This window comes from Acinetobacter sp. YH12255, assembly GCF_013417355.1.
GTDB lineage: Bacteria > Pseudomonadota > Gammaproteobacteria > Pseudomonadales > Moraxellaceae > Acinetobacter > Acinetobacter pseudolwoffii.
The window spans coordinates 1-18,516 of the sequence record NZ_VPEC01000016.1 but is presented as its reverse complement, the minus strand read 5'-3'; the positions used below and the strand labels follow the sequence as shown (position 1 = coordinate 18,516).

Genomic DNA, 18,516 nt, shown 5'->3' with positions numbered 1-18,516 from the left:
GCTTGACTCAATATACTGAGGATCAAGACTCACTGAGGGATCAACATGTCTTTGCAGGCGCTTTATGCACAAATTTCCGAACAGGAATGGGTGGAATTTCCATCAGGGTGGTTACAGGGGCGCACCCTGTATGGTGGTCTGGCTGCAGCAATGATGATGCAAAAAGCGGTTATTCAGATCAATGATCCGGCCAAACATCTGCTCAGTTGCAGCGTCACCTTTGTTGGGCCGATCCAACAGGCGAAAGTGCGACTGAGTGCTGAAATTTTGCGGGAAGGTAAGTCGGTCACCACCATCGAAGTACGTCTATGGCAAGACGAGGTAGTACAAAGTATTCTGATTGCCAGTTTTGGTATCTCGCGTGACTCGGAAATTCAGGTGCAGCAAGAAGAACAGGCACCTGACTATGCTGCACCAGAGCAGCTGTTGCAGATTCCTGCGGGTTATGGCCTGCCAGAATGTTATGACCATTTTGAAATCGCCTGGGCGGACGTCAATCTGCCTTGTAGTGCCAGCTCACGTCCGGACTTTGGCGGCTGGTGCCGTTTTCATCCTGAAAAGCATAGCAATCGTGAATTCCTGATCGCTGACCTGATGGCAATTTTCGACATCTGGCCACCTGGTGTACTGCCGATGTTTAAAAGTATGGCACCTGCGAGTAGTCTGACCTGGAGCGTGACCTATGTGCATCCGCTTCAGCATCAACTGCATGATTGGTTTAAATATAAAGTATTTACGGATCATGCTGCGGATGGTTATGCAACCGAGCATGCCTATCTCTGGGATGCAGAAAATCGCCTGATTGCGATGGCAAGACAAACAGTGACGGTGTTTGCCTAGTGACACTGACAGCCAATTCGTATAAAGTGAAGCCTATTAATGATGGATCAAACCTCTAAAAAAGTGTGCATTTTCATCGTACATGAGGGGAACAATTGGCGGTGTCTATGACTACAGGTCGTATCCTGAATATTCCAAATATCTTGACCTTGGCGCGTATCGCTCTTATTCCGGTATTTTTATTGGTGGCTTACTGGCCGCCTGCAATGGGCTTTGAAGCCAACCATTCTGACATGACACGGCATATTATTTTGACCACGATTTTTGTAGTGGCTGCAGTGACGGACTGGTTTGATGGCTATCTGGCTCGAACTTTAAACCAGACCTCTGCTTTTGGCCGTTTTCTCGATCCGGTCGCAGATAAATTGATGGTCGCAGCTGCGCTGATTGTATTGGTGCAATGGCAACCTTCGATGTCGATGGCTTTTGCTGCGATTGTGATTATTTCACGTGAAATTACTGTTTCAGCATTACGTGAATGGATGGCAGAACTGGGTGCACGAACCAATGTTGCAGTATCAACCGTGGGTAAGTACAAAACCGCTTTTCAGATGATTGCGATTACCGTGTTTTTGCTGAACTGGCCACCGCTAGAAATGCTGGCGTATGCCTTGCTATACACCGCAGTGGTACTCACTTTATGGTCGATGTTCATTTATCTGAAAGCGGCTTGGCCATATCTGAAACAGCCTTAATCGAAATGAAAAGAGAAGCTCCTTGAAAGGGGGCTTTTTTTATGCGCTTAAATTATCAAGCCAATCGGCAAATTGCAGGCAAAAAAATACCCAGCCTTTGGGGGAAGAACTGGGATGAAATCGGGGTATTTGTTGCTTATTATTATAGTTATTCAAAGATATCTCATCTTCTTAGAGCTCATTATAGAGAGACCATTTTACAAAATCATATGACTTCTTGTAGCAGATTGTTGTGTTTTGTGATCGGTTTGTATGTAGGATTTACAATCTATAATTTTGATACAAATATGAATGTTTTTCAGCAGGATAGTGGCTGACTATTGGCGGGGGATAGGCTAGGTAAAAATGCTTTTTAATCCTTCAACTTTTGTCTAAAAAGTACAGAATACCGGCCGCCGCCCAATCAAAACCCTGAATTCAAGACATCAATAACTTAGCTTGCTGCTATTACTCTGTTCTTGAAATTCGAAAGCGCTATTGGGGAGAAAGATTTATAATTTCAGAAATGAAAAAGAGCCTCAAAAGAGACTCTTTGCAGATTAAAGCCTACGTGCAGCATAGCTGCTTGTCTTGCGTTCGGGTGGAGCAGCGCTCCACTAATCCTCACTCAGGCTTTAGCCCTTCAGCTTTTTCCAAAGTTTCGTCATTGCTAAAGAACTTTTCACGTTGTTCTTCTAGAAACTTTTTCGCGTCCGGTTCAAATACGTTTAAACGCTTTTCATTAATCAGCGTAGTCTGGTGTTTGAGCCATTCCTGCCAAGCCTGTTTAGACACATGGTCAAACAGTTCCTGACCCTTGGGGCCTGGGAAGGGTGCAAAGTCCAGGCCTTCCATTTCTTGTTGATACTTACGGCAAAATACTTGTCGAGACATATCAATACTCCGAATTTAAGCTAAAAAAGTTAAGCGTAAAGATTTTCTAAGCGAGTATAAGCACGGGCAATAGCAGATTCGACTTGCGCAGGTGCAGTTCCACCAATATGGTTACGTGCATTCACAGATGCTTCAAGTGTTAACGCTTTTTCAAATACATCGGCTTGAATCAGGTCAGAGAACTGTTGAAGTTGTTCAAGTGTCAGCTCAGACAAATCTTTCGACTCTGCAACACCCAGTGCTACAGCTTTGCCGACAATTTCGTGCGCATCACGGAATGCAACGCCATTTTTCACCAGGTAATCTGCCAGATCAGTCGCAGTAGAGAAACCACGTAGCGCTGCTTCGCGCATTTCAGCAATGTTTGGAACCAGTGCAGGAATCATGTCGGCAAATGCCATCAATGAACCACGTACCGTATCGATCGCATCAAACAAGGGTTCTTTGTCTTCCTGATTGTCTTTGTTGTACGCCAGCGGCTGGCCTTTCATCAGGGTCAGCAGGCTCATCAGGTCGCCATAGACACGGCCGGTTTTACCACGTACCAGTTCAGGCACATCCGGGTTTTTCTTCTGTGGCATGATTGAAGAGCCTGTACAGAAACGATCTGGAATATTCACGAATTTGAACTGCGCTGAAGTCCATAGAATCAGTTCTTCAGACATACGAGACAAGTGCATCATAATTAACGATGCAGCGGCATTAAATTCAATTGCAAAATCACGATCCGATACTGCGTCTAAAGAGTTTTCAGCAACGGCTTCAAAACCTAACAGCTCAGCGGTGTAAGCACGCTCAATCGGGTAGGTGGTTCCTGCAAGTGCAGCAGAACCCAGTGGCATACGGTTGACACGTTTACGGCAATCAATCAGACGCTCAGAGTCGCGTACCAGCATTTCAAACCAGGCCATTAAGTGATGACCAAAAGTCACCGGCTGAGCGGTTTGTAAATGGGTGAAGCCCGGCATGATGGTATCGGTATTTTTAGCCGCCAAGCTTAAAATACCTTTTTGTAATTTTTCGAGTAATTTTAAAATCGCATCAATTTCATCACGTACATAAAGACGAATGTCAGTTGCGACCTGATCATTACGGCTACGGCCAGTGTGTAATTTCTTGCCTGTGATGCCAATACGCTGAGTCAGGCGCGACTCAATGTTCATGTGCACATCTTCTAGGTCAATGCGCCATTCGAACTTACCTGCTTCAATATCGGCTTGAATGGCAGTCAGACCTTCGATGATGTCATCGCGTTCCTGTGCCGTCAGTACGCCTACTTTGGCCAGCATGGTTGCATGGGCAATCGAGCCTGCAATATCCTGTTTATAAAAACGTTGGTCAAATTGAACAGATGCTGTAAATTCAGCAACAAAAGCATCAGTCGCTTCAGAGAAACGACCACCCCACATACCCGAAGTCTGGGCTTGTGATGGATTAGAGGAATTAGAAGATGTGGTCATGTCGGCTCAATCAGATTAAAAGCAGTAGAACGAAAAAGAGTATAACAAATTCAAAGCCTATTGCCGAAGTCACATCTGCTCAATCTTTCGCATCGATAAACAGGCAAACACAAAGTTCCTATTTTTTTAGCCAGATTGGCAATCTTCGCTATTTGCTGGAACTGTTTGTCGGCGGCAATATTCTGGCCATGATTCTAGCGCTCGCAGAAGCACAGTCGTGGCAAGCTTTAAATGCGATGCATCTGCTGCAATATATGCTGTATATCAACTGGGTACTGTTATGTTTTGCAGCACTGGTGGAATTATTCCATCAGGCCTTTCAGCATATGGGGATTAAGCTGGCGCTCATTTCCGGTTTTTTGCTACTACAGGCCATTGTGGTGCTGACCACCATCAGTCTGAATGTTGTGATACATTTTGGAATGAATTTTAATTTTCAGGGCTTAAACCTGGCAATTGCCCTGGATCAGGTTGGGTTACATCTCAGTTTGGGTGTTTTGCTCGGTATGTTTTGTTTTCGCTACCTGTATTTGCGTGAACAATGGGAACAGCAGCAGCATAGTGAACTGAATGCCCGGATTCAGGCCATGCAAGCGCGGATTCAACCGCATTTTCTGTTCAATAGTATGAACAGTGTGATTAGCCTGATCAGCATCGATCCGGATAAAGCCGAACAGATGCTGCTGAATCTGTCCCGCTTATTTCGTGCCAGTTTTCAGGAATTGAAACTGGTCAGTCTGCAAGAGGAAATTGATCTGTGCCAGCGCTATCTGGAGATTGAGCAGATCCGTTTGGGTGAACGCCTGCAAATCGAATGGAAGTTAGAAAACAAAGACTTATACTCACAAGTACAAATCCCATTATTAACTTTACAACCCTTGTTAGAAAATAGTATTTTCCATGGAGTTGAAAAAATTCTCACAAAGAGTACGATAAGCATATTGGTTGAAATATTGCAAAATCAAATTAATATCATTATTACTAACCCTTATACGCAGGATAATAAAACTTTAAAAAAGGGGCATGGTATTGCAATAGAAAATGTCAGACAGCGTCTGCAAGCTTATTACGGACCCAGTATGACCTTTCAAACCTTTGCCGGCGAAGGGATGTTTACGACGGTAGTGCGATATCAATATAAATAAAAATAAATCAAAGAAATCGCAGTTAGCTTTATCATGTATTTGATCATGTTAACTGGGTAAGGAGGAGCAATGGACATCCTGATTTGTGATGATGAGCCTTTGGCTGTCGAGCGATTATCACGTTTGGTCTCTCAGCTGGGGCATGATGTGGTGGCGACTGCAAGTCATGGTCGTCAAGCGATTGATCTGGCTCACCAATACGAACCCGATGTCATACTATTAGATATTCAAATGCCTGAAATGAATGGTCTCGCTTGTGCGCAGTATTTGCGTCAGCTGGACCCGATGCCGGCAATTATCTTTTGTACGGCCTATGACCAACATGCGCTGGATGCATTTAAATCAAATGCCGAAGGCTACTTGCTTAAACCCGTGATGCAACAGGAATTGGCACAGGTTTTGGAGCACTTAACTAAACTTACCCAAGCTCAGATGAGCCAACTAAAACAAAAAGAAAATATGGACGAAATCAATATCAGCCGCCAGCAGATTGCGGCAAAGACCTATCGTGGTGTCGAATTGGTGCCAGTTGAAAATATCTATTATTTTCTGGCGGATCAGAAATATGTCACTGTACGTCATAAAAACGGCAGTGTACTGATTGATGAAACCTTAAAGGAGCTAGAGCAGGAGTTTGGGAACCAGTTTATCCGGATTCACCGTAATGCCTTGATCTCGGTGAATTATCTGGATGGTCTGGAAGTGGTCAGTTCAGGTCAGTATCAGGTGCGTTGTCGTGAGCTGGACGACCGTTTAGCGGTCAGTCGGCGACATTTGCCATTTTTAAGGGATCGGATTCAAAAGCTATAGCAGGAATCAATGAGAGCATTCAGTTGAAACTTGTATAAATTCACTTGCATTTTAAAGTGAGCAGGTTAAGTTTAGACTATTGTTCTCATTTACTGTTATTGAAATTTATGAAGACCCTAAAAATTGCAACTCGACAAAGTCCACTTGCGCTTTGGCAAGCGGAACATATCCGTGCGCGCCTACAAGATTTGCACGCTGGTTTGCAGGTCGAGTTAGTCACTTTTGTTACACAGGGCGATAAAATCCTAGATACGCCGCTGGCCAAAATTGGTGGTAAAGGTCTATTTGTAAAAGAATTAGAAGCTGCTTTACTCGATGGCCGTGCCGATCTGGCCGTACATTCCATGAAGGATGTACCGATGGCATTGCCGGAAGGGCTGAGCCTTGCGGTGATCTGTGAGCGTGAAGATCCACTGGATGCCTTTGTCTCGAATACCTATGCCAGCTTTGATGAATTGCCACAGGGCGCCAAAGTGGGCACTTCCAGTTTGCGCCGTAAAACCCAGATTTTAAAACAGCGTCCTGATCTCGAAATCATTGATTTGCGCGGTAATGTCGGTACACGTTTGTCCAAGCTGGATGCCGGTCAGTATGATGCGATTATTCTGGCCAGTGCCGGTTTGAAACGTTTAGGTCTGGCAGAACGTATTCGTCATACTCTGACTCCTGAAATCAGTCTACCGGCCGTAGGTCAAGGTGCACTGGGGCTGGAATGCCGTACCCATGATCAGGCGGTACTGGACTTGATTCAGCCATTATTACATGCAGAAACGGATGCCTGCGTGCGTGCTGAGCGTGCCTTTAATGCCTATCTGGAAGGCGGATGTCAGGTGCCGATTGCCGGCTATGCCACGCTCCAGAATGATGCGATTTCAATCGAAGGTCGCGTTGGCAGTGTTGATGGAACGGTTTTGCTGCGTGCACAGCACACTGGAAAAATTGCAGAAGCTGAACAGTTAGGGGTGGAATTGGCCAAAAATTTACTCGATCAAGGTGCAGGCGAGTTGCTGAAAGCACTTTATTCAAACTGATGTTACTGATTAATACCCGTCCGAGTGAGCGTGCTGCGAGTTTGACTCAGCAGTTACAGGCAGCGCAGATTTCTGTACTAGAATTGCCTTTGCTGGAATTGCATGCACAGCCTTATTCCGACGAGCTGTTACGCTTGTATCGCCAGCTGGATCAGGCCAAAATCATTGTGGTGGTCAGTCCGACTGCCGCCCAGATTGGCATGCAATATTTACAGCAAGCGGAAATTATCTTATCGCGCTTGGCAGATGTGCAATGGGTGGCGGTGGGTAAAGCCACTGAGCAGGCGCTGGCTGGTTATGGTATTCAAAGTCATGTGCCTGAACTTGAAACTTCGGAAGGCATGTTGCAATTACCCGTGTTAAGGCAACTGCCTGCTGGCTCAGCTGTGGCCTTCTGGCGCGGAGAAGGCGGCCGTCAATTTATGATGGATCATCTGCGCGCAAATAATATCAAAATTTTGAATTTTATTTTATATCGGCGGCAATGCCCCGCAAGCACAGCAATGATTTTGGCAGAAAACCTGGCATTGCTTGAGACGCAGCAGCGCTTTGCCGTGCTAATCAGCAGTGAAGCAAGCTGGTTAAACTGGCTGACATTAATGCAGGATAATTCGGATTTAATGCATCAGGCCCGTTATTTGGTTTTGGGGCCGCGTTTGGCCACTCTTCTTGGGGAATATCAACAACAGCATCAGGCAGGGTTTGAATTTGTGCAAATTGATGATTTAGAGGCGAATACGATCTTGCAAAAAATGAGACTGATACTAGGGAACGCATGAAGAAACTATTTATTGTATTTTTCATTTTGAGTGTGGTGTGGCTCATCAAACTCAGCTATGACCTTTATGTTCTCAATGCAGCGCAGACTGGACTTCATCAAGGTGTTAAACAGTTGCAGCAGCAAAATGCCAATCTCAATGATCAGTTTGTGGCATTAAAACGCCAGTTTACCGCCCAGCAGCAAAATGCAGGCACTCCCTCAGCTCAGGCAGCAGCTGCAGTGCTAACTGCTGACATGCAGAATGATATTGCTCTCGTACAACAGCAGCTGGATCTGATTGAATTTGCACTGCAACAGCAACAATATGCCACCGCCATTGAAAAACTAAACCACCTGCAGAATGAGTTGGATGAGTATGTCTTGGCGCCTGCCTTGGTCAGTAGTCTGCAGCAAGTAATTGCGAAAGATCAGGACATGCTGAAAAAATTCGTCAATAGTCGCTTGGTGCAGCAAAATAAATTAAAAGAAGTATTGATGCAGATGGATGCTGAAATTGAAAAAGAAATTCAGGCTCCGCATCTTCAAAGTTTGGAAACTCAACGCTCTTTCTGGCAGCGCTGGATTCAGATCGAAGCTGCAGAGCAGCCGAGTACCGTATTAATGCAACGGCATCTGGTATTGAAAGAAGCTCAGTTGCGCTTGCTCATTGCACAAAATACGTTGCAGCAAGATCAATCTGTCGCCTTTCAGCAAGCGTTGAATGCGGTGATTGATGTCTTGGAACAATTGCCGGATGCACGTAGTCAGCACTGGATTCAGCAGTTGCATCAAATCAAGGCCACACCGGTCACTCCGACGCCTTTATTAAATACACGCACCTTAGTTGGCTAATTGCTTATGAAACAGATTTTGCTGGCCTATTTATTTATCTGCCTACTGGGTATAGCGGGGCTGAGCATCCTGAGTTATGGGCATGGGGCCGGCTATGTCTATTTATATTGGCGTGAGTGGCAGTTACAAACTAGCCTGTGGTTTTTGGCGGCCTCACTGGTCACGTTCAGTTTTCTGATTCATTGCCTCTGGTACGCGATCAAACAGTATCGCAGCCGTGAACAGCGTAAAAATGAAACCGTATTTAGTTTTGCCCATTTACATCCTTATGAACAACTGGCTGTGATCTGGTTATTAAATGCGGCTCAGGATCAACGGGATTTTATTCAGCAGTCTTTTAGCAAGTCGGGCTTACTCAAACATATTATTGATGCACGATTATCTTGGGGGCAACAGCAATATACAGATGCCTTGACTGCTTTAAATCAGTCTAACCCGATGGCATTTGAGTTGGCAGAATTGCAGCGAATTGAAATTTATTTATCGCAACAGCACGGTGAGCAAGCACTGACTCATTTAGAATTTTTAAATCAGCATGAATTATCACCATGGTTAATACAGGTGAAACCAGCCTATGAACAGCGACTCACCACATTATGGGGTGTATTTGCCCTACAGTTTCCCTGGTTATATTTACGCTCGACTAAATATGGACATTTAGAACAAGAAGTAAAAAAAATATGGCTTGAACAATTATTATTAGCCTATGATCAGGCCACACAAGATGATTTAATTTATTTACAACAGCGTTATTTAGATTTAAAAAAGCAAGTATTTGATCGTGACTATACAGTCAAGTTATTATGGTTGAAATTATTATTCAGAATACCTGAAATGAGTGCCGAACATGAAACAATGGCAATTCATTTATTAGAGCAACAATTTAATCAGGACGTATTTTATTTGTGGTTTCAACAGCAATTGTTACGGCAGAACCCGGATTATGATCATATTGCACAGCAGATTTCGCATTGGGAAACCAAGTATCCGGCATTACCGATTTTGAGTTTTGCAAAATGGCATGTGTTACAGGCCACCGGTTATACAGAGGAAGCCCAGCATTTGCTTGACTTATATCCTGATGATATTCGTATGAGTTATTTGAGAATTAAAGCGGCCTTACAAGACCGTGAAGACTTGCTCCAGCAGTTAAATGCAGTATTTGAGTCCAATGTAAACTTTATCGAAATTAAAATTTGAGAATCATCATGTCAGAATTACAACAATATCCAGTGGTTTATGCACAGAGTGTGGCATGGGGAGACATGGATGCATTGGGTCATGTGAATAATGCCATGTATTATCGTTACATAGAAAATGCACGTCTGGCTTATCTGAATGCATTGGATTTACTGAATGAATCGGTCTCTACGGTGGTCTCTTCAAATCAGTGCCGTTATTTAAAACCGGTGGTTTTTCCAGATCATTTAAAAATTGCAGCACGTATTGAAGAGATTCGAAATAGTGCATTCCGCATGCATTATTTATTATGGAGTGAAAAACAGCAAAGTATAGTGGCAACTTCTGAAGCGGTTATTGTTTGTATTGATCAAAAAACCCTGCAGAAAACTCAAATTCCAGAATATATCCGAAAGAAAATCGAAGCACTTGAATTAACAGCCGGACATGAAATCTAAAAAATGAATTGATTATTTAATTTTGTCATTATTTCTAAACTTTATTGTTATTGATTTAAATATTTATATTGAATGTTTTATTTAATATAAATATGATGGGGTATTATTTAACAAAACAAATAATATTATTTAATCGGAGAGCATTATGCCAGATATTACTCATTTATCAGTAGAAGAGTTAAAGCGTTTACAAGCCGAAGCAGAATCACTGATTGCTTCAAAAAAAGACCAAGAGATCGAAGATGCTTATCAGCAAATCTTGGCCGTTGCTGACAAAGTAGGTATGACGGTTGAACAGTTACTTGAATTTGGCGCGTCTAAACGCAAGAAATCATCACGTAAATCAGTGGAGCCACGTTATCGTAGCAAAAGCAACCCAGATGATACCTGGACGGGTCGTGGCAAGCAGCCGCGCTGGTTGGTGGCAGAGCTGGACAAAGGTGCCAAGCTTGAAGATTTCTTGATCTAAGCCTCGATTTGATCTCGTCATTAGGCTGTCATACAGACAGTCTAAGATTGCTGAACCAAGCATGATTGCTTGGTTTTTTTATATCTATGAATTGGCGTTGGGAAAAAAGTGTGCATAATGTGTCTGTATAAGGAAAACATTATAAATGGGGATTTAGACTTGAGATATTGGTCGTGGTGGGATGAGCAATAAACCTAAAACTTTAAAATGGTTCATCCTTGCTCTTGTGGCGTTTTTTATCTTTGTGATCCTGCAAGTGCCAGCTGCCTGGTTGATTTCAAAATTTTATAAAAATAATCAGGCCTTGCACAATGTAAACGGGAATATCTGGCAGGGCAGTGCTGACTGGAAAAAAGGTAATTTGCGGGGCAGCCTGAACTGGAAAGTACGGCCATTGGACTTGCTGTTGCTGCGAGTTGGGGCAGATGTTGAATTGCATAGCGGCAATACTCAGCTTTCAGGGATCATGGGCTATGGGCTGAATAAAGCCTTGATCGTCAAAAATCTTGAGGGTCAGCTCGCGCCGGAAACCTTAAAAAAAGTGGCAGACTGGCAATGGCCAGCGACTGCTATTCAGTTTAAAGAGCTGGATTTTAAATATAAACAGGAACAAGGCTTCAGTCAGGTGACCGGGCAAATGCAATGGGCGGGTGGTGAGCTGATTTATAGCTTTGCCCAGCGTCAGGAACGTATGAATGTACCGGCCATGACCGGACAACTGGCAGATGAGAGCGGACAGCTCTTACTCGACGTTCGGGATAACCGAGAGCAACGTATGCTGAATATAAAGCTTGATCCCAGTCTGATGCTCGATATCCAGCTTACCCAGCGCTTTTTAATGAATGCACCCTCCTATGAAGGTAAAGCTGGCCTGGATACTTATGTGATTAGTACCCGCCAACCCCTAATGGGAGGCTTGAACTAATGGCCATTTCTCTTGGCGATCTAAAAAATATCGATCTGAAACAGGCCAATCGTGTTGCGCCTGTCGTGTTGCTGTTGTTGATTCTATATTTATGCTGGAAACTGGCGGCCATGTTCTGGTTGCTGATTGCACCACCTCAAGCTATGCAGCTGGATCGGGTGGAACTGGGTTCACAACAGGCGCAAATCCCCAATATCAGTGCATTTTCGCTGTTTCAGGAAAGTGGACAAACAGCAGCAGGAGCAGAAGCTGCCAATATTCTTTTGCAAGGCGTGGTGGTTGCCAGTCCAAGCTATAACTCTTCTGCGGTGCTGAAAGTCAATGATCAGGTGGATCGTTATCGCGTTGGAGAAATGCTGGGCAACAGTGGTTTTGAGCTGGCTGAGGTCTATTGGGATCGGGTCATTCTGCGCAGAGCAACCGGTGCCACTCAGGAAGTGTTATTCAAGGGTCTGGAAAATGGCTTGAATCAGCCGCTCGTGCCGGAAACTCCAGCATCTAATACGATGTCTGCTCCATCTTCGGCTATGAATAGCGCAGCTGAAGCACAAAATCTGCCTTCAGCTCAAAATGAAATCGGTCGGGCAATCCAGCAGATGCAGGAAAACAAGGATCAGTATTTACAGAATATGGGGGTCAGCGCGTCGGATGGGGGCTTTGAAATCACTTCCCGGACGCCGGCTGCACTGCGTAATCGACTCGGTTTAAGACCGGGAGACCGGATTTTATCTTTAAACGGCCAGACGCTAAGCCAAGGACAAACCGAGGCGCAATTACTGGAACAGGCTCGACGTGAAGGTCAGGTCAAACTCGAAATAAAACGTGGTGATCAGACGATGACCATACAACAAGATTTGAAGTGATGTGTCATCACGCATAGGGTTAGGAAACACAAAAGTTTATGGCTTTATTTAATAATAATCGATCAGCATGGGCATGCTGTGTGGCCGCCCCGCTCGTAGCAATGATCAGTACGGCGGGTTATGCGCAAACCTGGAAAATCAACCTGCGGGATGCTGACCTCACCGCATTCATTAATGAAGTGGCTGACATTACCGGCAAGAACTTCGCAGTCGATCCGCGGGTGCGTGGTAATGTTACCGTTATTTCCAATAAAGCACTGAATAAAAATGAAGTCTATGACCTGTTTTTAGGTGTGCTCAATGTCAATGGTGTGGTGGCGATTCCTTCGGGCAATACCATCAAGCTGGTACCGGACAGCAATGTCAAAAGCTCGGGCATTCCCTATGATGCCAGAAGCCGTGCCAGTGGTGACCAGATCGTGACTCGGGTATTGTGGCTGGAAAATACCAATCCGAATGATCTGATTCCAGCACTGCGCCCTTTGATGCCGCAATTTGCCCATCTGGCAGCAGTGCCGGGCACCAATGCGCTGATCGTATCAGATCGGGCCAATAATATTTATCAGCTGGAAACCATCATTCGTAATCTGGATGGCACCGGTCAAAATGATATGGAAGCGGTCAGTCTACAATCGAGTCAGGCCGAGGAAATGATCGAGCTGATCGAGTCCATGACAGCCACGGGTGCAGCCAAAGATGTGCGTGGTTCGCGGGTACGTGTCATCGCAGATACCCGCACCAATCGGATTATCATTAAAGGTGATCCGACGACGCGTAAGCGGCTGCGTCAAATGATTGAAACCCTGGATGTGCCGGCGGCAGACCGTCTGGGCGGCTTGAAAGTCTTTCGTTTGAAATATGCCAGTGCCAAGAATCTGGCAGAGATCTTGCAGGGACTGGTGACAGGGCAGGCGGTGAACAGTAGTTCAAATTCCACTGGTACGTCTTCGGGTTCATCTTCCCTGAGTTCGAATAACAGTTTAAGCAATAACAACAGTAGCAACACCAGCGGAAATAATACTTCCTCCGCTATTCAGTTGAATACCGGCATGAACGCCGAGCAGGGTGGAATTAGCAGCTTTAGCGCAAACGGGGTGAGTATTATTGCCGATGCCACGCAAAACTCTTTGGTGGTTAAGGCCGATCCACAATTGATGCGGGAAATCGAATCAGCAATTAATCAGCTGGATATTCGCCGTCAACAGGTACTGATTGAAGCTGCCATTATCGAAGTAGAAGGTACAGATGCCGATCAGCTTGGGGTGCAATGGGCCTTGGGAGATATCAGTAGCGGTATCGGGCTGATTAACTTTGATAATTTTGGTACCAGCCTAAAAAATGTGGCAGCCGGTTATCTCACCGGCGGTGGTGCAGGTGCTGCAAGTACCGTGGGAGCTGGGACTTCGTTGGTGCTCGGCGATTATCGTGAAGGCAGTGATGGTTCACGCCGTCTGTATGGTGCGCTGATTCAGGCCTTAAAAGAAAGCACCAAGTCCAATCTGTTGTCTACGCCATCCATTGTGACTATGGACAACGAAGAAGCCTATATTGTGGTCGGTGAAAACGTACCCTTTGTGACAGGCTCGGTTTCAACTGGCGCTGCTGGGGTGGCCAATCCCTATACCACGATTGAACGTAAAGATGTCGGGGTCACTTTAAAAGTGGTGCCGCATATTGGTGAAGATGGTACGGTGCGTCTGGAAGTGGAGCAGGAAGTATCGGCTGTTAATCGGGATCGTGGACAAGCGCAGGATCTGGTGACCAGCAAGCGTGCGATTAAAACTTCGATTCTGGCTGAAAATGGGCAAACCATTGTGCTGGGTGGTCTGATTTCGGATAACACCAGTTATGGCCGTCAGGCAGTTCCGGGTCTGGGCGCAATCCCTGGTCTTGGGCGTTTATTCCGTTCTGAAGGTAAATCTAATCAGAAACGTAATCTGCTGATCTTCATCCATCCAACGATTGTGGGGGATAAAAATGAAGTCAGTAAACTGACCCAGCAACGTTATAGCCAACTGTATAGTCTGCAACTGGCCCTGGATGCTGATGGTAATTTTGCCAAGCTGCCGGAACAGGTCAGTGATGTCTATCAACAGCGTATTCCGGTTTCGAAAACACCTTTACAAAATTCGTCTTATCAAACTGTGCCGACTGCTCCGGTGCCGACTCAGCCAGCTGCTGTGGTAGTCACGCCTGTCGCGATTGAGCCTGTGTTGCAGTCACAACCCGGACAACACGTCGAAAAGCGTAAGAATACCGTGACCACCACAACACTTAGACCGAAAAGCTAAGTGATGTAGCATGAACAAACAGCATGTTATGATAATGTCAAAGAGAAAAGAGAAGTAAATTCATGACTTGGAAAATACACGCGATTACAGGTGACTTGACAGGGCAAGAGATTAGCATTGACCGTGATATGCTGGTGGGACGTCATCAGGCCGCAGACATTGTGTTGCAGGCCGCAGAGATCTCGCGCAAACATGCTGCTTTCTTGCTCAAAGATGATGCGCTCTGGGTACAGGACTTAGGATCATCGAATGGCACTTTCGTCAATGATGTGCAGATTGCACAGGAAACGTTATTAAAACAGGATGATATCGTTCAGTTTGCCAGCCTGAAATTTTCCGTGTTGGCGCCTGTGGCTGCGGTAGAAGTTCCAGCAGAAATAGAAGCCACGGCAGAAAAAGTCGTGGCACAGGTTGAAGTGACTGAACCAACGCCAGCACAACAAATGAATGAGCAGGGTATACCGGAACTGACACAGCGAGATGCCTCAGTCCAGCTGACCCGAGATGGCATGCCAACCCATGTCGGGATTCCAAAACCAGCGCCGATTCCTGAAGGCGTCGATCTTGCTGCAGTGAAACCAGAACCTACGCCAATGCCGGTTGAGCAGCCTGTGTCACGGGTAGAGCAGGAAAAAGAAACCCAGAAAAATGTGTCTGTTGGTTTGATTTCAGTGATTGTATTGATTATTTTGGCAATTATGGCTTGGGTAATGTTTAAATAAGCCGATGATTGGTTACAATCAAGGCATGCACAGCGCATGCCTTTTTTGTGGCTGCGAATAATATAAAAGAGGGTCGGGATGTCTATTGCACAATTAGAACAGCGTGAACTGATCTTGTTTGATCTGGATGGTACTTTGGTTGATTCGGCGCATGACCTGTATCGTGCCATGAATATGAGCCTGAATGTGTTGCAATTGCCTTTGGTCACGGAAGAGCAGGTTCGTACCTGGGTGGGCAAGGGCACCTCGATATTTTGTGAAAGTGTATTGCTACATCTGGTCGGTGAAGTTACACCCGCACAGCATCAGGAGCTGCTGAATACTTTTCTGGATATTTATAATGTTGATCCTTGTGTCGACACGGTTCCATTTCCCGGAATTCTGAAGTTTCTCGACTGGGCCAAAGCGCAGGGCAAAACCCTGATCTGCGTCACCAATAAGCCGGAGCTTCCTGCTTGTGCTATTTTAGAGACATTGGATATGGCACATTATTTTGCCGAGACCATTGGTGGCGACCGTTTTAGCGAACGTAAACCGCATCCGCGTCAATTATTGCACTGTGTCGAACAGTATGGTGTAAATAAAGAACAGGTGTTACTGATCGGGGATTCTTCCAATGATGTGGAGGCTGCACGTCGCGCCGGGATTGATTGTATTGTGGTGAGCTACGGCTATAATCACGGTGAAAATATAGCAGACTGTCATCCTCAAGAAATTGTAGATGATCTACGTGAATTGCTTGCTTAATTAGGGTGTTAGGAAAATAAAATGAATAGTGATCAGGTTTTTCGATGGCGTCGCTCAGTTCAAGTCTATTTATACACTGAGTAAACCCAATTTAAAGAGAAAAACCGCATGACCACACAAGCACAATTCCAGCAACTTGCTGCACAAGGCTATAACCTGATTCCAGTGTACCGTCAGCGTCTGGCCGATACGGATACCCCACTTTCTATTTTCGCGCGTCTTAGGCAGCATCAGCAGGCTTATCTGTTTGAATCTGTCGAAGGTGGAGAAAACTGGGCACGCTATTCGATTATTGGGCTGGGCGAATCTACGGTATTTTCCTGTAATGCCGGTGAACTGACGGTACAGCATGCGGACGGCTCAATTGAAAAGCAGCACTGTGCAGATCCTTTTCACTATATTCGTGACTTTCAGGCTCAGTTTAAAGTGCCGACCCAACAGGACTTGCCTGCATTGCCAAGCTTCACTGGCGGTCTGGTGGGCTACTTTGGTTATGATGCCGTGCGTTATATTGAACCCAAACTCAAAAATGTGCCTGAAGCAGATCCGGTTGGCTTGCCTGATATCTGGATGATGTTGTCTAAAACCGTCATTGTCTTTGATAATTTAAAAGATACCTTATTTCTGATTGTGCATGCCGATGCAGCTGACCCGATTGCTTATGAAAAAGCACATGAACAATTGAATGAATTGGAAAATATTCTGGCAACACCGATTAGCCTGAAAGCTGAAAAACATAGTCCGCCACATTTTGAATCTCTAACCGGACATGACAACTTTATTGCCTCGGTTGAAAAGGTCAAAGAATATATTCGTGCCGGCGATGTGATGCAGGTGGTGCCAGGGCATCGTATGGTGTCAGATTTCGATGGCGATCCCTTACAGGTCTATCGTGCGCTACGTCATCTGAATCCTTCGCCGTATCTGTTTCTGGTACAAGGGCAAACCTTGGAAAACAATACACCGTTCCATATTGTCGGTTCATCACCAGAAATTTTATCGCGTCTGGAAAATGGCATTGCCACAGTGCGTCCTTTAGCAGGTACCCGACCACGTGGTAAAACCAAAGAAGAAGATTTAGCCCTTGAGCAAGACTTGCTCTCTGATGAAAAAGAAATTGCCGAGCATGTCATGCTGATTGACTTGGGTCGCAATGACGTCGGACGCATTGCAAAAATTGGTAAAGTTCAAGTGACTGATCAAATGGTGATCGAGCGTTATTCACATGTCATGCATATTGTCTCGAATGTACAGGGTGAAGTGCGTGACGATGTCGATGCTTTGGATGTTTTTAAGGCAACTTTCCCTGCCGGTACGCTTTCAGGTGCACCAAAAATTCGTGCCATGGAAATTATTGACGAAGTTGAGCCGGTAAAACGCGGAATTTTTGGTGGCGCTGTCGGTTATTTAGGCTGGCATGGTGAAATGGACATGTCGATTGCGATTCGTACCTGTGTGATCCGTGAAAATAAGGTCTATGTTCAGGCCGGAGCAGGGCTGGTTGCCGACTCAAATCCCGAATCTGAATGGAATGAAACCCAAATAAAAGCTCGCGCAGTGATCAAAGCGGTTGAATTATCATCAAATGGTTTGATTTTATGAGTTTTTGGGGTTTTTTTTGAAAAAAACACTTGCATGGTTTGTGAGTTTTGCTAAACTGCACACCGTTCCGATACGAAACGTACGAAACACTAAGAAACGCCGGCATAGCTCAGTTGGTAGAGCAACTGACTTGTAATCAGTAGGTCCACAGTTCGAATCCGTGTGCCGGCACCATCTTAGAGAGTTTCAAGGGTTGAGTAAAGAACAGCACTGATGTAAGTGTAAAATGGTGAGGTTCCCGAGCGGTCAAAGGGGGCGGACTGTAACTCCGCTACGAAAGTTTCGAAGGTTCGAATCCTTCCCTCACCACCAATTTTAATACTTCAATAAGTGGTTTGTACCAACATCGTGCGGGAGTAGCTCAGTTGGTAGAGCGGTAGCCTTCCAAGCTGCATGTCGCGAGTTCGACCCTCGTCTCCCGCTCCATTGAAGTGCTAATATTTGCTCTTATAGCTCAGTGGTAGAGCACTCCCTTGGTAAGGGAGAGGTCTCGAGTTCAAATCTCGATAAGAGCTCCAGATTACAGTTTAGCAATTTTTATTGCACAATATTCCAGAAGCAGGCTATTTAGTCTGCTTTTCAAGTATTTGGTATTTGGTTTTTTAAAACGACATGTCGGAACTGGGTTTTACTCAGAATTGTGTTCGACGTAAACGAGGAGTATTAACATGGCTAAGGCTAAGTTTGAACGTAATAAGCCACACGTTAACGTGGGCACAATTGGTCACGTCGACCATGGTAAAACAACTTTAACAGCTGCGATTGCAACTGTATGTGCGAAAAAATTCGGTGGC

Annotated in this window: 20 protein-coding genes and 4 tRNA genes; 22 read left to right on the top strand and 2 right to left on the bottom strand. The window is 45.2% G+C overall.

Annotation, left to right across the window (positions count from 1 at the left end; all coding sequences use genetic code 11):
* Positions 1-45: 45 nt before the first annotated feature.
* The 3 genes from FTV30_RS08495 to FTV30_RS08485 all read left to right on the top strand — a co-directional run bounded on the left by FTV30_RS08495 (position 46) and on the right by FTV30_RS08485 (position 1,852).
* Positions 46-840 carry a thioesterase family protein gene (locus tag FTV30_RS08495; protein WP_005095227.1) on the top strand — a complete coding sequence of 265 codons (795 nt, stop codon included), beginning with the start codon at positions 46-48 and terminating at the stop codon, positions 838-840.
* A 107-nt stretch (positions 841-947) separates the two neighbouring features.
* Positions 948-1,535, top strand: coding sequence for a CDP-diacylglycerol--glycerol-3-phosphate 3-phosphatidyltransferase (gene pgsA / locus FTV30_RS08490; RefSeq protein ID WP_180001411.1), 588 nt, complete (start codon positions 948-950; stop codon positions 1,533-1,535).
* Between the two features lie 41 nt (positions 1,536-1,576).
* Positions 1,577-1,852, top strand: coding sequence for a hypothetical protein (locus FTV30_RS08485; protein ID WP_100329464.1), 276 nt, complete (start codon positions 1,577-1,579; stop codon positions 1,850-1,852).
* A gap of 286 nt (positions 1,853-2,138) precedes the next feature.
* On the opposite strand, the gene FTV30_RS08480 is transcribed toward FTV30_RS08485, so the two are convergent.
* Both FTV30_RS08480 and argH read right to left on the bottom strand, forming a co-directional pair.
* Positions 2,139-2,408: an oxidative damage protection protein gene (locus tag FTV30_RS08480; RefSeq protein WP_005095230.1), complete on the bottom strand. Its 270-nt coding sequence runs from the start codon at positions 2,406-2,408 to the stop codon at positions 2,139-2,141.
* Positions 2,409-2,437: 29 nt separating this feature from the next.
* Positions 2,438-3,868 (bottom strand): argininosuccinate lyase, encoded by a 1,431-nt coding sequence (gene argH / locus FTV30_RS08475; protein WP_180001410.1) that lies wholly within the window; start codon positions 3,866-3,868, stop codon positions 2,438-2,440.
* Between argH and FTV30_RS08470 the strand changes: the two genes are divergently transcribed.
* The 19 genes from FTV30_RS08470 to FTV30_RS08380 all read left to right on the top strand — a co-directional run.
* A complete protein-coding gene (locus tag FTV30_RS08470) occupies positions 3,859-5,013 on the top strand; it encodes a sensor histidine kinase (protein WP_159138353.1) in 1,155 nt (384 codons plus the stop codon). The genes argH and FTV30_RS08470 overlap by 10 nt on opposite strands.
* Positions 5,014-5,082: 69 nt before the next feature.
* The gene (locus tag FTV30_RS08465; protein WP_005095238.1) at positions 5,083-5,823 is read left to right on the top strand and encodes a LytTR family DNA-binding domain-containing protein; all 741 of its coding nucleotides are present in this window, start codon (positions 5,083-5,085) and stop codon (positions 5,821-5,823) included.
* Between the two features lie 107 nt (positions 5,824-5,930).
* Positions 5,931-6,854 carry a hydroxymethylbilane synthase gene (gene hemC / locus FTV30_RS08460; RefSeq protein ID WP_100354892.1) on the top strand — a complete coding sequence of 308 codons (924 nt, stop codon included), beginning with the start codon at positions 5,931-5,933 and terminating at the stop codon, positions 6,852-6,854.
* On the top strand, positions 6,854-7,633 hold the full coding sequence (locus FTV30_RS08455) for a uroporphyrinogen-III synthase (RefSeq protein WP_180001409.1): 780 nt from the start codon (positions 6,854-6,856) through the stop codon (positions 7,631-7,633). The genes hemC and FTV30_RS08455 overlap by 1 nt, the downstream gene beginning before the upstream one ends.
* Entirely contained in the window at positions 7,630-8,466 is an 837-nt protein-coding gene (locus FTV30_RS08450) for a hypothetical protein (RefSeq protein ID WP_100329461.1), read from the top strand. The genes FTV30_RS08455 and FTV30_RS08450 overlap by 4 nt, the downstream gene beginning before the upstream one ends.
* 6 nt (positions 8,467-8,472) lie before the next feature.
* A complete protein-coding gene (locus FTV30_RS08445; RefSeq protein ID WP_159138350.1) occupies positions 8,473-9,666 on the top strand; it encodes a heme biosynthesis protein HemY in 1,194 nt (397 codons plus the stop codon).
* 8 nt (positions 9,667-9,674) lie between these two features.
* A complete protein-coding gene (locus FTV30_RS08440) occupies positions 9,675-10,103 on the top strand; it encodes a thioesterase family protein (protein ID WP_100329459.1) in 429 nt (142 codons plus the stop codon).
* A 142-nt stretch (positions 10,104-10,245) separates the two neighbouring features.
* Positions 10,246-10,572, top strand: coding sequence for an H-NS family nucleoid-associated regulatory protein (locus FTV30_RS08435; protein WP_167381258.1), 327 nt, complete (start codon positions 10,246-10,248; stop codon positions 10,570-10,572).
* Between the two features lie 181 nt (positions 10,573-10,753).
* On the top strand, positions 10,754-11,497 hold the full coding sequence (gene gspN, locus FTV30_RS08430; RefSeq protein WP_180001408.1) for a type II secretion system protein N: 744 nt from the start codon (positions 10,754-10,756) through the stop codon (positions 11,495-11,497).
* A complete protein-coding gene (locus FTV30_RS08425; protein ID WP_180001407.1) occupies positions 11,497-12,360 on the top strand; it encodes a type II secretion system protein N in 864 nt (287 codons plus the stop codon). The genes gspN and FTV30_RS08425 overlap by 1 nt, the downstream gene beginning before the upstream one ends.
* Before the next feature lie 38 nt (positions 12,361-12,398).
* On the top strand, positions 12,399-14,651 hold the full coding sequence (gene gspD / locus FTV30_RS08420; RefSeq protein WP_100354885.1) for a type II secretion system secretin GspD: 2,253 nt from the start codon (positions 12,399-12,401) through the stop codon (positions 14,649-14,651).
* Positions 14,652-14,713: 62 nt separating this feature from the next.
* A complete protein-coding gene (locus FTV30_RS08415) occupies positions 14,714-15,373 on the top strand; it encodes an FHA domain-containing protein (protein WP_005095259.1) in 660 nt (219 codons plus the stop codon).
* A gap of 78 nt (positions 15,374-15,451) precedes the next feature.
* Positions 15,452-16,120, top strand: coding sequence for a phosphoglycolate phosphatase (gph, locus tag FTV30_RS08410; protein WP_180001406.1), 669 nt, complete (start codon positions 15,452-15,454; stop codon positions 16,118-16,120).
* Positions 16,121-16,228: 108 nt separating this feature from the next.
* A complete protein-coding gene (gene trpE / locus FTV30_RS08405) occupies positions 16,229-17,722 on the top strand; it encodes an anthranilate synthase component I (RefSeq protein ID WP_159138347.1) in 1,494 nt (497 codons plus the stop codon).
* Between the two features lie 98 nt (positions 17,723-17,820).
* Positions 17,821-17,896, top strand: a tRNA-Thr gene (locus tag FTV30_RS08400).
* Between the two features lie 54 nt (positions 17,897-17,950).
* A tRNA-Tyr gene (locus FTV30_RS08395) sits at positions 17,951-18,034 on the top strand.
* A 38-nt stretch (positions 18,035-18,072) separates the two neighbouring features.
* Positions 18,073-18,148, top strand: a tRNA-Gly gene (locus tag FTV30_RS08390).
* A 17-nt stretch (positions 18,149-18,165) separates the two neighbouring features.
* A tRNA-Thr gene (locus FTV30_RS08385) sits at positions 18,166-18,240 on the top strand.
* Positions 18,241-18,390: 150 nt separating this feature from the next.
* Positions 18,391-18,516, top strand: a 126-nt coding sequence (locus tag FTV30_RS08380) for a GTP-binding protein (protein WP_227518531.1), incomplete at its 3' end; no start/stop codon positions are given.